The organism is Marinomonas algae (assembly GCF_047525555.1).
GTDB lineage: Bacteria > Pseudomonadota > Gammaproteobacteria > Pseudomonadales > Marinomonadaceae > Marinomonas.
Window position 1 is genome coordinate 707,318 of the sequence record NZ_JBLIXK010000001.1, and the last position, 15,017, is coordinate 722,334.

The window sequence follows — 15,017 nt, forward strand, 5'->3', positions numbered from 1 at the left end:
AGAAAAAACACTTCATGCCGATAGCTTTATTGCAACTAAACCAATTAGGCTAACAAATGAATATAAGAGAAATTGTTGAAACACAGGTCACCCAGAATAGTAAAGCGGGCAGTCCGGTGTCAGGCAATGCTCATTTTGCACTAATGATGAGCTTATTTAGTCAGCCAGGCCCTTCATTACTGGATACTGCTGATACGTTAAATGCTCATCAGCCTCACGCTTTGACTCGACCGATTCAATTTTCTCATCGAATTGGCTCAAACCCAGTTGCCAATCTCGCCTTACTCAAAGCGTTAAGCCAAGAACCATTGGCCTCAGGTGAAGCTTTCCAATACGACCTAGTAGAAAGTTTAGAGCAACAAATCCACACCCGAATTTAATTATAAAAAACTAAGGTGAGAGTGAAACAGAACAGAGACCAAGCGCTCGACTCCATTGTTTTGCATGCTTCTGAGACGCTTCCTGATAATCAAGCCAAACACTTCCGCTTACTCCTTGTAACGAAAACTGGCGCATAAAACCCTGCGTTTCATTATTGACCTTCCCTAATTCGGCCAATCGATTCAGTAGAGGCAAAACCTCATAAGCGCTGCTGTTTATTCTTCCCATATATGGCTGTAGCACCTCCACATAATGGCGCTCAAATTGTTGCGACAAATATGCAATAGGTGCTCCGCAAACCTTCTGATCCAAAGCACTTACCTCATGAGACACTTGATTCAAATAACTCGTGATTCGGGATAAAGAATACAAAAGCCGCCCTGCGTATTCACTATTCAGCAAAGCCTTTAGATCATTTTCAAATCTGTCACCATCAACCACTGGAAGGCTCTCCAGATTCTCACCTATGACAATAAGGTGATTCAAAGCATTCAATAGTTCTTGCTGATGTTCCGTTGAGTAATTTAAAGGTAAAAAGCCATTGGAGAGGCTGAAAAAAGCATCACTCTCTTCACCTTGAAAAATGGCATTCCCAAAGGCAATAGGTAACTCAAGTCGCTTTTCCTGTGCTACCTGTTGGAGAGATTCAGCAAGCTCCATATCCGTTACATCACAAGATTCAATAGCACGTATAATATCCAACTCGTACAAGAAGCGCTGACTATCCGGCATTACTTTCCCTAAAATGCTGTTCTTTTTCCCCGCCACAGCACCAACATCACATTGCTGAAGAGATAGGAAATCTAACAGGCCAATATCAAAAGTAGATAAGTCCTGCTGACGTAATCTTTTAGGTGGTAAACGACTTGGCATTACAATTGCTGGAATTTCTGTGGAAAAAAACTGAGAACGGTTTAAATCCTGTACATAATCAGACAAAGTAGTCTCTGCTTTAAAACGCGTGTCACATCCGCTCACTCCAATGAGTATAATGCCACCTAACAGAATCATAGAAAGAAAAGGTTTTACTAACATGAACAAACTACTCATTCAAAAGCGTGAAGAAATTTCCGAAACTCGCGTTGCCAAAATGGTTTTTCCAGGTACAACAAATCACTACGACACATTATTTGGCGGCATTGCATTACAATGGATGGACGAAGTAGCTTATATAGCAGCAACACGCTTTTCTAGAAAATCTATGGTGACAATTTCAACAGAGCAAGTTGACTTCAAACAGCCCATTCCATCTGGGATCCTAGTCGAACTGATCGCCCGAGTTGTGCATGTAGGACGAACATCCCTAAAGGTAGAAGTGTCTATTTTCCTTGAGCAACTAGACAGTGACAAACGCACAAAAGCAGTAACAGGCCACTTTAACTTTGTCGCCGTTGATGAGAACAAAAAGCCAACCCCTATTTTTGATGAAGAAGGCTCGCTTTAAATAAACATCTGGGGATGAGCAAACCAAAGCCTGCGCATCCCCATCCATAAAATAACCAATAGATCAATTAGAATAGCGCTTCGCAATTTCTTCCGCTAATTCATCAAAACTCTTTTCAGCTTCTAATTTCTGAAATAAAGCCGCTTCACTTCTCATAGAAGTACGCAAAATACTTTCAGCTACGCCTTCCGCCTGAGAAGGATCCAAACCAACCAAAACAACTAAACCACCAGATGGTGTTGGCATTTGGCGAACCACTTTAGAACCGATCAACTGTTGCTCTGTCACTTGCTTGGTCACAACACTGTTCACTCGATCTACAGTTTCTGCATCGCCAGCACCCGTTGTTTCCACGTACTGCTTAACCATATTTTGCAAATCAACACTCAACACTTGAGCCAATTCAACTCTTGCCGCTGTCGCCGCCATTTGCTTCATATAATTAGGACCTGCTGCTGACTTCTCGCTGTAACCAACGGCGGACAAGGCCACACCTTCAACAGGTGCACCACAAACCCAATCAGGCGCAGCTTGGTTTGAACCATCCGCAAAAACACAATCAGGAATTGCTGCCACAGGTGTATTCACAACATCTTTACTGCAGGCAACCAACACAACACTTGATACTAATAAACTGGCAAGTTTCAATTTCATTTTATTTCCCTTCAATAACAATAATTCAGTGATGCAACATCAAAGATATTTTTACAAGATAACTCTATCTTAGTTATTTATTTCCTGAAGCACAAAAAAAGGGTGCTATAAATAGCACCCTTTTACATCAACTTACGCTATTAATTACTCAGTGTAAGATGCTTTTTCTTCTTCTGTAACGTCTTTCATAGAAAGCTTGATACGACCACGAGCATCAACATCTAGAACTTTAACGATGACTTCTTGGCCTTCAGAAAGGAAGTCTGTCACAGCACGGATACGCTCTTCAGCGATCTGAGAAATGTGAACCAAACCATCTTTACCAGGCAAGATATTAACGAAAGCTCCAAACTCAGCAAGACGAACCACTTTACCTTTGTAAAGCTTATCTACTTCTGCTTCAGCTGTGATTTCATGGATTTTCAACAAGGCAGCATCTGAAGACGCTTTATCAGCTGCATAAATGCGTACTGTACCGTCGTCGTCAAGATCGATAGAAGCGCCTGTTTGTTCTGTGATAGAACGAATCGTTGCGCCGCCTTTACCGATAACGTCACGGATTTTCTCAGGATCAATTTTGATCGTCGCCATAGAAGGCGCATTTGGAGAAACTTCAGGACGTGCGTAACCGATAACTTCCGCCATTTCACGCAAGATGTGCTTACGCGCATCCATTGCTTGGCTTAGAGCGATATCCATGATTTCTTCATTGATACCTTCGATTTTAATGTCCATTTGAAGCGCCGTGATACCTTCTTCAGTACCAGCCACTTTAAAGTCCATATCGCCTAGGTGATCTTCGTCACCCAAGATATCAGTCAATACAGCAAAGCCGTCGTCTTCTTTAATAAGACCCATTGCAATACCTGCAACTGGCGCTTTAAGAGGAACACCTGCATCCATCATAGACAAAGACGCGCCACAAACAGAAGCCATAGAGCTTGAACCGTTAGACTCAGTGATTTCAGACACAACACGAATTGTGTATGGGAATTCATCTTCAGAAGGCAATACAGCTTGAACACCACGACGAGCTAGACGACCGTGACCAATTTCACGACGGCCAACACCACCCATACGACCACACTCACCTACAGAATAAGGAGGGAAGTTGTAATGCAACATGAAGCTGTCTTTGCTTTCGCCAGCTAAGCCGTCAGACATTTGAGCATCACGGCTTGTACCTAGAGTACAAGTAGCGATTGCTTGAGTCTCACCACGCGTAAACAAAGCAGAACCGTGAGTTTTGCTAAGCAAGCCTACTTCTACATTGATTGGGCGAACTGTTTTGTTGTCACGACCATCAATACGTGGCTGACCATCGATAACACGACGACGAACGGTGCGCTTTTCAAGTTTAGAGAAAGCACCAGTTACATCTGCTTCAGAGAACTCACCTTCTTCAGTCACTAACGCAGCAACCGCTGCATCACGCACTTCGCCTAATTTAGCGTAACGGGCCATCTTTTCACTGATGCCGTAAGCTTCTTCGATTTGTGCTGCATAACCAGACTCTAACGCTTCAGCCAAAGTTGCATTTGCAGGCTCAGCTTCCCATTCCCAGCGAGGCTTACCAGCTTCTGCAGCGAACTCAGCAATAGCAGAAATAGCTGTTTGCATTTCTTTATGTGCAAAAAGAACCGCACCTAGCATTTCGTCTTCTGTCAATTCTTGTGCTTCGGATTCAACCATAAGAACCGCATCTTTCGTACCAGCAACAACCATGTCTAGCAAAGAGCTGTCTAGTGCAGAGTAAGAAGGGTTTAAGATATAACCAGACTCATCGTTGAAACCAACACGAGCGGCACCAATTGGACCATTGAATGGAATGCCAGAAATAGTTAGAGCAGCAGACGTTGCCAACATAGCCGCGATATCTGCATCAAGATCAGTATTTGTCGACATTACTGTACAAACAACCTGAACTTCGTTCATGAAACCTTTTGGAAACAATGGACGAATTGGACGGTCGATAAGACGAGAAGTCAGCGTTTCTTTTTCAGAAGGACGACCTTCACGCTTCAAGAAACCACCTGGAATTTTACCTACAGCGTAAGCACGCTCTTGGTAATGTACAGACAATGGGAAAAAGTCTTGACCTGGTTTTGCTGATTTAGCACCAACAACAGTTGCTAACACTTGTGCATCACCAATAGTACATAGAACAGCACCCGTTGCTTGACGAGCAATGCGGCCTGTTTCTAGGGTAACTGTGTCGTTACCAAACTGGAAAGTTTTAGTTGTAATACTCACACGTATTCCTTTTCATTAAAAAAATTGCTTTCTCCCAAAGACCATCTTTTTAAGCCAGTACTCAGATGAACTCTTTTGATCTCTGCTATGCATGCTGAGAAAAGCACATATGAAGTACAGGCTGTCCCTTGGGAGACCAATAAAAAAAGGGCCATAATAATTTATGGCCCTTCTTCAGTCTTAGCGACGCAGACCTAGTTTTTTGATCAAACTAGTGTAACGTGCTGCATCTTTACGCTTAAGGTAATCCAACAACTTACGACGTTGGTTTACCATGCGAATTAGACCGCGGCGAGAATGGTGGTCATGGATATGAGCTTTAAAGTGACCTTGTAGACCTTCGATGTTCTTAGTCAACAATGCTACTTGAACTTCAGGAGAACCAGTGTCACCTTCCGCTACTTGAAACTCTTTAACCAACGCTGCTTTTGATTCTGCAGACAATGCCATAATCTATATCTCCAAATTAATATGCTATTAAGAATAAAGGATAGCCGAGCATATTTTCAGTTATCCTAAGTGAGCTAGTCTAACATTAAATATTAGTTAACTCACTGGTATTTACGAGTCGATGAGGCCCAATAATTGTATCCTTTAAAATGCCTAATCCTAAAAAACGCTGTGTGTTTTTGTTGTACAGTCTCACCAAGCTCCCATCATCAAACGATGTCAGATTCTCGACACTTCGACCAAACAGCATTTCTTTTGTTTCTTCGGGCTGCAATTCTACCCTATTCAAATGCTCAACGGCAGTATCCATCGTCATTAAATAGGCGTCTAATTCCGCTTCACCTTGTTCAGCAATGTGCTCAAACTCTTCTAGAGTGAGCATACCTTCAGGAGAATAACCGGCGGTAGAAACACGATGCAAAGAATGCAAATGCGCTCCACAACCAAGCGCTTCGCCAATATCCTCACCAATGGTGCGAATATAAGTTCCTTTGGTACATTGTATGTCCAATGTCAGCGTGTCTTCTGTTCGAGAAACAAGCGTCAAATTAGTAATAGTGACACGACGGCGCTTTCTTTCTATAACAATGCCCTGTCGAGCATATTCATACAAAGGCTTACCTTCATGCTTTAAAGCAGAATACATAGGAGGTATCTGCTCTATTTCGCCTCGAAAGCGATCTAATACCAAATCAAGCTCTTCATCGGTCAGCGTAGGAATCGCTTCTTCCGTTAGAACATCACCTTCACGGTCGCCCGTTGTGGTTCTTTTTCCCAATTGAATACAAGTGATATAACGCTTATCTGCATCCAACAGGAATTGTGAAAACTTAGTGGCTTCCCCCAAACACAAAGGCAACATTCCAGTTGCCAAAGGATCAAGCGCTCCAGTGTGGCCTGCTTTCGCAGCTCGATAAAGACGTCGAACACGCTGTAGCGCTTGGTTTGAGCTTAAACCTATTGGCTTGTTCAGTAAGACAATACCGTCCACTGAACGCCATTTTGTTTTAGACATACGAAGTTATTACTCGCTTTCGTTACCGTTACCGCTTTTCGTCTCATCAACACGAATCGCTTCATCAATAAGAGACGACATTCGCGAGCCATTAAGAACACTTTGATCATAATGAAAACGCAAATGCGGCATCACACGAAGTTTCACTTCTTGTGACAAACGACGACGTAAAAAACCTTTCGCACTGTCTAATGCAGCTTGGTTTTCTGCCAACACTTCTGGCTGATCGTCTTTTCCGAGTACGGTGTAATAAATATCCGCATACCCTAAATCTTTTGCAACACGTACTTCGTTGACAGTAACCAACCCCAAACGAGGGTCCTTTACTTCAAACTGGATTAAGGACGCCAGCTCCTTTTGGAGCTGGTCACCAATCCGACTAGTACGACTAAATTCGCCTGCCATGATTTTGCCCTATTAAAGCGTACGCGCAACTTCGACGGTTTCAAAAACCTCGATCTTATCGCCTACTTTGACATCGTTGTAGTTTTTCACACCGATACCACATTCCATGCCTCGACCGACTTCGTTAACCGCATCTTTAAAGCGACGAAGTGATTCTAGCTCACCTTCGTAAATAACAACGTCATCACGTAGTACACGGATTTGCTTGTTACGGTATACAGTACCTTCAATCACCATACAGCCAGCAATTAAGCCAAACTTAGGAGAGTTAAATACGTCACGAACTTCCGCTGTACCTTGAATATCTTCACGTAAATCAGGAGACAACATACCTGAAAGCGCTTGTTTAACATCGTCGATGATGTTGTAGATAACGCTGTAGTAACGAAGATCAATGCTTTCACGTTCGATAAATTGCTTAGCAGATGTATCGGCACGAACGTTGAAACCAAAGATAACCGCTTCAGAAGCCAAGGCTAACGTTGCATCAGTTTCCGTAATGCCACCCACACCGCTAGAAACAATGTTCACTCGCACTTCATCTGTATTCAAATCAGTTAATGACTTGATCAATGCTTCAAGAGAACCACGAACATCGGCTTTAAGAACAACGTTCAAAGTACGAACTTCGTCTTTACCCATTTCAGAGAACAAGTTCTCCAATTTAGCAGAATGTTGGCGTGCAAAGCGTACTTCGCGGTACTTACCTTGACGGAAGTTAGCGACTTCACGAGCTTTACGCTCGTCCGCAACAACGATGAATTCTTCACCAGCATCCGGCGTACCATCAAGACCAAGAATCTCAACAGGAATAGAAGGTCCTGCAGAAGTAATTGACTTACCGTTCTCGTCCAACAAGGCACGTACACGGCCCATTTGCAAACCAGCCAAGACGATGTCGCCTTTTTTCAAGGTACCGTTCTGAATAAGTAAAGTTGCAACAGAACCGCGTCCGCGATCAAGACGTGCTTCAACAACCACACCTTTCGCTGGCGCACTAGGAACCGCTGTTAACTCAAGTACTTCAGATTGTAGAAGTACCGCTTCTAGCAACTCCTCAATACCTTCACCAGACTTAGCAGAGACACCAACAAACTGAACGTCACCGCCCCATTCTTCAGGTACAACTTCTTGAGCAACTAATTCATTCTTAACGCGATCAAGATCAGCGCCTTCTTTATCGATCTTAGTGATTGCCACAACCATAGGCACTTCAGCAGCACGAGCATGCTGAATCGCTTCAATTGTCTGAGGCATAACACCGTCATCCGCAGCACAAACTAGGATAACGATATCGGTTGCTTTCGCACCACGAGCACGCATAGAAGTAAACGCCGCGTGTCCAGGTGTATCTAGGAAGCTGACCATGCCATGTGGTGTCTCAACATGGTATGCACCGATATGCTGGGTAATACCGCCAGACTCACCCGCAGCAACGCGTGTTGTACGAATGTAATCAAGTAAAGATGTTTTACCGTGGTCAACGTGACCCATTACAGTAACAACAGGTGCGCGTTTAATCGCTTCACCTTCGTAATCGATCGCTTCCATCATGTCATTTTCAACAGCGTTTTCATCGATATAAGTCACTGTGTGACCCATTTCTTCGACAACAAGTGTTGCTGTATCACGGTCAATCGTCTGGTTAATGGTTGCCATTGCACCCATTTTAAACATGACCTTAATAACTTCCGCGCCTTTCACTGTCATTTTCTCTGCAAGCTCCGCAACTGTAATGCTTTCAGGCAGAGCAACTTCATGGACAATTTTAGCAGTCGGCTTTTGGAAACCATGCTCTTGTTTAACAGGCTTCTTATTCTTACGACCTAATTTACCGCGACGAGCAAACTCTTCGTCACCGTTTACATTAACGCGTGAAGAACGTTTGTTCTCTGGACTACGACCACGAGGCTTATCTTTCTCTTTGTCGTTATCATGTCTTGTAGCACCTTTTTTACCTTTTGGCGCAACAGTAGACTTTTTGTTGTCCGCTGCAGGTTGAGACGCTTTCTTAGGTGCTTTCTCTCGCTTAACCGTTTCCACGGGCTCTGCTCCTTTGTCGGAAGCATTTTGCTCCGCATCATTTACCGCGCTGGCTTCAGCAGCCTGACGCGCTTTTTCTGCAGCTTCAGCCTCAGCTTTTGCTTTTGCGGCTTTTTCTGCTTCTAACTTTTTCTCAGCTTCTAAACGTAAACGAGCTTCTTCTGCCGCTTGCTCTTCAGCAAGACGCTTAGCTAGCTCTTCTTGCTTTTGAGCTTCGTCATCTAAATCATCGCGCTTCACGTAAGTACGCTTTTTCTTTACAGCAACATTGACTGCTTTACCGCCGTCACCACGAGATAAAGTACTTGTTGTCTTACGCTGTAGAGTAATTCGTTGGCTGCTATCGCCTTCTTCACCATGTTGACGCTTTAAAAAATTCAACAAGGTTTGTTTTTCAACTTCAGAGACTTCTTGATTTGCACTCGTTTGAGGCAGACCAGCGTCTTTCATCTGAGTTAGTAGCTTATCGACTGGTGTATTCACCAACTCGGATAGTATCTTTACGGTTTGAACTGTCATTAAGTTCCCCCTTATGTACTCAGATTTTATTCAGATTCAGCAAACCAAGGTGCGCGGGCAGTCAAAATAAGACTCGCAGCACGCTCTTCAGTCATACCTTCAACTTCAAGCAACTCATCAACTGATTGCTCAGCTAAATCTTCCATAGTAATCACGCCGATAGACGCAAGTACTAAAGCAAGATGATTGTCCATTCCTTCCATTGCCAACAAATCAGCAGCAGGTTTAGCACCATCTAATTGCTCTTCAGCTTGAAGCGCTTGATTCAACAAAGCTTCTTTTGCTCGTGAACGCAGCTCGTTTACTAAATCTTCATCAAATCCGTCGATGTCTAACATTTCTTCCATTGGGACATAAGCCACTTCTTCTAAAGAAGTGAATCCCTCATCAACCATTTGGATCGCCAAATCGTCGTCTATATCTAGACCAGTAACAAAAACATCAATCAGCTTCTGTGATTCTTCTTGTTGCTTCGCTTCTGCATCTTCACTGGTCATTACATTCAGTGCCCAACCCGTTAAGGTAGAAGCCAAACGTACATTCTGACCATTACGACCAATCGCTTGCGCTAAATTATCGCTTTTAACCGCCACATCCATAGAATGAGAATCTTCATCAATAACGATGGAATCTACTTCAGCAGGCGCCATAGCGTTAATAACAAGCTGTGCTGGGTTATCGTCCCAAAGTACGATATCAACACGCTCGCCGTTCATTTCATTCGATACAGCTTGAACTCGAGCACCACGCATACCAACACATGCACCAATCGGATCAATACGACGGTCATTGGTTTTTACTGCAATTTTTGCACGTAAACCTGGATCCCTTGAAGCGCTACGAATTTCAATCACTTCTTCTGCAATTTCTGGCACTTCCAGGCGGAACAACTCAACCATAAATTCTGGTGCGTTACGAGATAGAACCAACTGAGCACCGCGACTGTCGTCACGAATTTCTAACAACAATGCACGAATACGATCGTTCATTCTGAAACTTTCACGCGCGATCAATTGATCTTTCGGTAAAGACGCTTCTGCGTTTTCACCAAGGTCGATGATCAAGCTATCACGAGTCACTTTCTTCACTTGACCGTGTACAAGCTTGCCAACTTTCTCGGCATACAACGCAACCATTTTTGCGCGTTCAGCTTCACGCACTTTCTGTACGATGACTTGTTTTGCAGTTTGTGCTGCAATACGACCAAAGGTTTCAGACTCAACTTCTTCCTCGTAAACACCGCCAATATCAACGCCAAGGTTTTGTTCTTCAGAATCATCGATTGTTAATTCATACGCAGGTGCGGAATAGTCTTCATCTGCAACAATGTTCCATTGGCGATATGTTTTATAATCACCTGTACGCTGATCGATAGAGACACGAATTAACGCCTCTTCTTCAAAACGGCGTTTGGCAGCACTAGCTAAAGCAATTTCAACGGCTTCGAAAATAACTTGTTTCGGAACATCTTTCTCGTTGGAAACGGCTTCCACTACCAAAAGAATTTCTTTGCTCATCCTTTTAGCCTCTCTTCAAGGTTAATTTTTAAAATTGTGGAACAACATTCGCTTTATCGATTAAATCGATAGGCAGTAAATATTCTTCTTGATCTACACGAATGACGACGTCTTCGTTTTCGATCCCCATAAGTTGGCCTTTAAACTTACGACGCCCATCAAATGGCACTCGCAAACGCAAAGAAACAACAGAACCAATATAGGCTTGGTACTGAACCAAACTAAATAAAGGTCGATCTAAACCTGGTGATGAAACTTCTAGGTTGTATTCCCCAGTAATTGGGTCTTCAACATCTAAAATAGAACTAACTTGACGGCTAACACGGGCACAATCTTCTACATCGATACCCTTCTCCGCATCCGTCTCAATAAAAATGCGAAGCACAGAATCTTTACCTAAAGATAAATATTCCATCCCCCAGAACTCAAACCCTAGTCCTTCAACGACAGGTCGAATAAGTTCTTCTAAAATCGTATATTTTGCTGACAATCGTTTTCTCCGAAAACCAATTTTGTAAAACGCAGAAACAAAAAACGGGCTCAAGGCCCATTTCCATTTATAAAACAGCAATAAGAGTACAGATAACAAAAAACCCCATATAGGGGTTCTTAATACTCTATTCAGCAACACTGAAAGAGCATCCTTCAAAGAAGGTCGTCAATCCTGACACTTAATACCAAGAACAAAATGGCGTGGACACCTAATAAAGGAAACCATGAAGATAAATCGCGTTTATCTTCAACCAACCAAATTACTCTGCATCAATATCGCGACATCATACACAAGATACAACATCAATTCAAGATTGGTGCGGATGGGGGGACTCGAACCCCCACGAGCATAGCTCACCACCCCCTCAAGGTGGCGCGTCTACCAATTCCGCCACATCCGCAAAACACTTATAAACAATAAAACATCCAATTTAGATATTTCATTGAAACCTATAAACTGAAATTACTCAGTAACAGGTAGATCTGAAGTCGCTTGTGTTTCACCCAATTCAGGCAAACTAATTGAATCTTCCACTTGAGGAGCAGAAGGAACAAAATCAAGCGCACCAGAAACACTTTTCGCTTGTTCGCTGGCAAAAAAAGCCAAACCAAAACTCGTCAAAAAGAAAACCAACGCAAATACAGCTGTCATTTTCCCGAAGAAACTACCGCCGCCTTGACTACCAAATACTGTTTGAGATGCACCGCCACCAAAAGAGGCGCCAGCATCTGCACCTTTACCTTGCTGCAGTAAAACCAACGCAATAATCGCTACTGCCGCCAGTACATGCAAAACTAAAATAAGTGCTTCCATTAATTAACCTGCTGCTTTTACTATTGCTATAAATTCTTTTGCATCAAGTGATGCACCACCAACAAGAGCACCATCGACATCAGGCATTTCAAACAAAGCCTTACTGGTTGATGCTTTAACACTTCCGCCATACAGAATTTGTACTTTTTGAGACACAACTTCTGAAAACTCTGCCAAGAAGGCTCTAATTGACTGATGCACTTCTTGGGCTTGCTCAGCACTTGCTGATAATCCTGTGCCTATCGCCCAAATTGGCTCATAAGCAATAACTATTTTTGCGAAAGCTTCGATTCCGACTTTTGAAATGACAGCTTGAATCTGACGTTCGCACACAGAAAATGTTTGATTTGCTTCGCGCTCTTCCAAGGTTTCGCCAATACACAAAATTGGCGTCAACTCAGCATTCAAAGCAGTCGCCACTTTAGCTGCAACAACATCATCTGTTTCATTATAAAGTGTGCGGCGTTCCGAATGACCAAGCAAAACATACTTAACATCGAAATCACCTAACATAGAAGCCGAGACTTCCCCTGTATAAGCACCTTTTACTTCATCACTAACGTTCTGAGCAGCCAAACTAAAATCGCTAGCTGCAACAAGCTCATTAACAAGTGATAGATAAGGAAAAGAAGGAGCAATCACCACTTCAGAATTAGAACCCTTCATCTCAAGTAAGCCATCAACCAGGGCATTAATAGACTCTTTTGAGCCATTCATTTTCCAGTTTCCAGCTACTATTTTCTGACGAATCATATTCTAACCCCTAAATTCGAGGCGCCCATTCTATGGAAAGCCCCGTTTGGTTTCAAGTATTTATTTAAGCGACTAAAGATATTCACTTTATGCAGATGTTTTGGATTCAACAACCAGCTTCACTTCTTCCACTAGATAATCCACTAGCTCATTAACTGTCTCATCATCACGACCCTCAACCATCACTCGAATCAAAGGCTCCGTCCCTGACGCTCGAAGTAAAACTCGCCCTAAACCGTTCAAACGTTCATTAGCAATCGCAATCGCTTTTTGTAGCGCTGGCTCTTCATTAGGCACAAAACGTTTGGCTACACGAATGTTTTTTAGTTTCTGAGGAAATTTCACCAAGCCAGTCAAAAGCTCGTCTAATGACTTACCTTCTTCAACCATAGCTCTCAACACTTGAAGAGCAGCAATAATACCATCGCCTGTGGTGGTAATTGAACGACATACGATATGACCCGATGGCTCACCACCAAGCACCCAACCATGTTGCATTAGCTTTTCATTAACGTATCGATCACCAACCGCAGCACGGCTAAAACCAATACCCGTTTCAGAAAATGCTAATTCAAGACCGAAATTACTCATTAAGGTCCCAACAACACCACCACTAAAGCGACCCGTTTGCATCAAATGATTGGCAATAATATAAAGAATATCGTCACCATCACGAACCACACCGTGACGATCAACCAATATTAATCGATCTCCATCGCCATCAAGAGCAATACCGATATCAGCACCTTCAGCCAATACATTCTTACGCAACAGCTCTGGCTTAGTTGCCCCGCTAAACTCGTTGATATTCAACCCATCAGGGTTCACACCAATAGAAATAACTTCCGCACCCAACTCAGAGAAAACGCGAGGTGCGACATGATAAGTAGCGCCATCAGCACAATCGACAATTATCTTTAATCCACTCAACTGCAGACCAATTGGAAAGGTACCTTTGCAATACTCAATATAACGCCCAGCCGCGTCCTCAATTCGTCTAGCACGACCAATCAAGCTAGATTCCACCACTTCCATAGGCTGCTCTAGAAAATACTCTATACGCGCTTCAATCTCATCGGAGATTTTCCCACCTTCCGCAGAGAAAAACTTAATACCATTATCTGAATAAGGGTTATGAGAAGCGCTGATAACAATGCCGGCACTGGCACGAAAAGTACGAGTCAAATAAGCAATAGCAGGCGTTGGCATAGGACCAACCAAACGAACATCCGCACCAGCAGCAACAATGCCAGACTCAAGTGCAGATTCAAACATGTAACCGGAGATACGAGTGTCTTTGCCTATCAATATTTTTTTGTCATTTTCCTTAAAAACTTGACCAGCCGCCCACCCAAGCTTAAGCATAAACTCAGGCGTAATTGGCGTTGTGCCGACCTTTCCACGAATTCCATCTGTACCAAAATATTTACGCATCAAACTTCTCTCTCAATACGGGACATCAGCGCCAGCATTTCTACATGCGGCCTAACATCATGAACTCTAAAAATACGGGCACCCTTCATATAAGCGGAAGCATTTGCCCCCATGGTGCCATACAAACGTTCTTCAACTGGTAAACCTAACACGTCACCAATCATGGTCTTTCGAGACAGACCAACCAGAACTTCAAAACCTAATTTTCTAAAATGCTCAGTATGTTTAACTAACGATAAATTATGGGCTAATGTTTTACCAAACCCAATACCGACATCTAATATTAGACGATCTCGCTCAATACCCGCTTTCTCACAAGCATTTACTCTAGCCAGCAAACACTCTGTAACGTCTGAAACAACAGAATGATAGTCTGGCTGATCCTGCATTGTTTGAGGCGATCCTTTCATGTGCATCAAGCAAACGGGCAAATTGGTACTTGCAGCCACTTCCAAGGCACCTTCACGCTCAAGCGCTCTAACATCATTAATCAGTCCGGCATTAAGCAAAGCCGCACCTTTCATTACATCTGCAGTGCTTGTATCAACAGACACAACAATATCAAAACGTTTTTTGATTGCTTCAATAACAGGCAAAACACGATCAAGTTCTTGTTGAACCGAAACAGGAGCAGCACCAGGACGAGTCGATTCACCACCAACATCAATGATGCTAGCGCCTTCTTGAATCATTCGTTCTGTTTGACGCAAGGCGGAATCTAAGGAATTAAATGCCCCGCCGTCAGAAAAAGAGTCCGGCGTAACATTTAATATCCCCATAACATGAGGAAGGGACAAGTCTAGCGACTTGTCCCCAAAAGATATCAACGACATGAAATAACCA

Annotated in this window: 15 protein-coding genes and 1 tRNA gene; 2 read left to right on the forward strand and 14 right to left on the reverse strand. The window is 43.1% G+C overall.

Features of this window, described 5'->3' with window-relative positions; translation table 11 throughout:
• Nucleotides 1-56 precede the first annotated feature (56 nt).
• A complete protein-coding gene (locus ACMUMQ_RS03345) occupies nucleotides 57-380 on the forward strand; it encodes a hypothetical protein (RefSeq protein WP_414680602.1) in 324 nt (107 codons plus the stop codon).
• Between the two features lie 10 nt (nucleotides 381-390).
• Here the strand turns inward: ACMUMQ_RS03345 and ACMUMQ_RS03350 are convergent, their stop codons facing one another.
• Nucleotides 391-1,416 carry a DUF3080 family protein gene (locus ACMUMQ_RS03350; RefSeq protein ID WP_414680603.1) on the reverse strand — a complete coding sequence of 342 codons (1,026 nt, stop codon included), beginning with the start codon at nucleotides 1,414-1,416 and terminating at the stop codon, nucleotides 391-393.
• On the opposite strand from ACMUMQ_RS03350, the gene ACMUMQ_RS03355 reads away from it, so the two are divergent.
• Nucleotides 1,415-1,825 (forward strand): acyl-CoA thioesterase, encoded by a 411-nt coding sequence (locus ACMUMQ_RS03355; RefSeq protein ID WP_317002826.1) that lies wholly within the window; start codon nucleotides 1,415-1,417, stop codon nucleotides 1,823-1,825. The genes ACMUMQ_RS03350 and ACMUMQ_RS03355 overlap by 2 nt on opposite strands.
• A gap of 63 nt (nucleotides 1,826-1,888) precedes the next feature.
• Here the strand turns inward: ACMUMQ_RS03355 and ACMUMQ_RS03360 are convergent, their stop codons facing one another.
• From ACMUMQ_RS03360 to folP, 13 genes are all read right to left on the reverse strand, one after another.
• Complete coding sequence (locus ACMUMQ_RS03360; RefSeq protein ID WP_414680604.1) at nucleotides 1,889-2,479, reverse strand: LPP20 family lipoprotein; 591 nt, start codon at nucleotides 2,477-2,479, stop codon at nucleotides 1,889-1,891.
• Nucleotides 2,480-2,623: 144 nt separating this feature from the next.
• Nucleotides 2,624-4,732, reverse strand: a complete 2,109-nt coding sequence (pnp, locus tag ACMUMQ_RS03365; protein ID WP_414680605.1) for a polyribonucleotide nucleotidyltransferase — start codon at nucleotides 4,730-4,732, stop codon at nucleotides 2,624-2,626.
• A 180-nt stretch (nucleotides 4,733-4,912) separates the two neighbouring features.
• Nucleotides 4,913-5,182, reverse strand: a complete 270-nt coding sequence (gene rpsO, locus ACMUMQ_RS03370; protein ID WP_012068748.1) for a 30S ribosomal protein S15 — start codon at nucleotides 5,180-5,182, stop codon at nucleotides 4,913-4,915.
• Nucleotides 5,183-5,267: 85 nt separating this feature from the next.
• Complete coding sequence (gene truB / locus ACMUMQ_RS03375) at nucleotides 5,268-6,197, reverse strand: tRNA pseudouridine(55) synthase TruB (protein ID WP_414680606.1); 930 nt, start codon at nucleotides 6,195-6,197, stop codon at nucleotides 5,268-5,270.
• A gap of 9 nt (nucleotides 6,198-6,206) precedes the next feature.
• The gene (rbfA, locus tag ACMUMQ_RS03380; protein ID WP_317002823.1) at nucleotides 6,207-6,602 is read right to left on the reverse strand and encodes a 30S ribosome-binding factor RbfA; all 396 of its coding nucleotides are present in this window, start codon (nucleotides 6,600-6,602) and stop codon (nucleotides 6,207-6,209) included.
• A gap of 12 nt (nucleotides 6,603-6,614) precedes the next feature.
• Nucleotides 6,615-9,164: a translation initiation factor IF-2 gene (infB, locus tag ACMUMQ_RS03385; protein WP_414680607.1), complete on the reverse strand. Its 2,550-nt coding sequence runs from the start codon at nucleotides 9,162-9,164 to the stop codon at nucleotides 6,615-6,617.
• 26 nt (nucleotides 9,165-9,190) lie between these two features.
• Nucleotides 9,191-10,681: a transcription termination factor NusA gene (gene nusA, locus ACMUMQ_RS03390; protein ID WP_414680608.1), complete on the reverse strand. Its 1,491-nt coding sequence runs from the start codon at nucleotides 10,679-10,681 to the stop codon at nucleotides 9,191-9,193.
• A gap of 28 nt (nucleotides 10,682-10,709) precedes the next feature.
• Nucleotides 10,710-11,171 carry a ribosome maturation factor RimP gene (gene rimP, locus ACMUMQ_RS03395; RefSeq protein ID WP_317002822.1) on the reverse strand — a complete coding sequence of 154 codons (462 nt, stop codon included), beginning with the start codon at nucleotides 11,169-11,171 and terminating at the stop codon, nucleotides 10,710-10,712.
• Nucleotides 11,172-11,488: 317 nt separating this feature from the next.
• Nucleotides 11,489-11,574, reverse strand: a tRNA-Leu gene (locus ACMUMQ_RS03400).
• 62 nt (nucleotides 11,575-11,636) lie between these two features.
• Nucleotides 11,637-11,987: a preprotein translocase subunit SecG gene (gene secG / locus ACMUMQ_RS03405; protein ID WP_414680609.1), complete on the reverse strand. Its 351-nt coding sequence runs from the start codon at nucleotides 11,985-11,987 to the stop codon at nucleotides 11,637-11,639.
• A gap of 3 nt (nucleotides 11,988-11,990) precedes the next feature.
• On the reverse strand, nucleotides 11,991-12,740 hold the full coding sequence (gene tpiA, locus ACMUMQ_RS03410; protein WP_414680610.1) for a triose-phosphate isomerase: 750 nt from the start codon (nucleotides 12,738-12,740) through the stop codon (nucleotides 11,991-11,993).
• An 87-nt stretch (nucleotides 12,741-12,827) separates the two neighbouring features.
• Nucleotides 12,828-14,174 carry a phosphoglucosamine mutase gene (gene glmM / locus ACMUMQ_RS03415; protein WP_414680611.1) on the reverse strand — a complete coding sequence of 449 codons (1,347 nt, stop codon included), beginning with the start codon at nucleotides 14,172-14,174 and terminating at the stop codon, nucleotides 12,828-12,830.
• Nucleotides 14,174-15,007 (reverse strand): dihydropteroate synthase, encoded by an 834-nt coding sequence (gene folP, locus ACMUMQ_RS03420; protein ID WP_414680612.1) that lies wholly within the window; start codon nucleotides 15,005-15,007, stop codon nucleotides 14,174-14,176. The genes glmM and folP overlap by 1 nt, the downstream gene beginning before the upstream one ends.
• Nucleotides 15,008-15,017 lie beyond the last annotated feature (10 nt).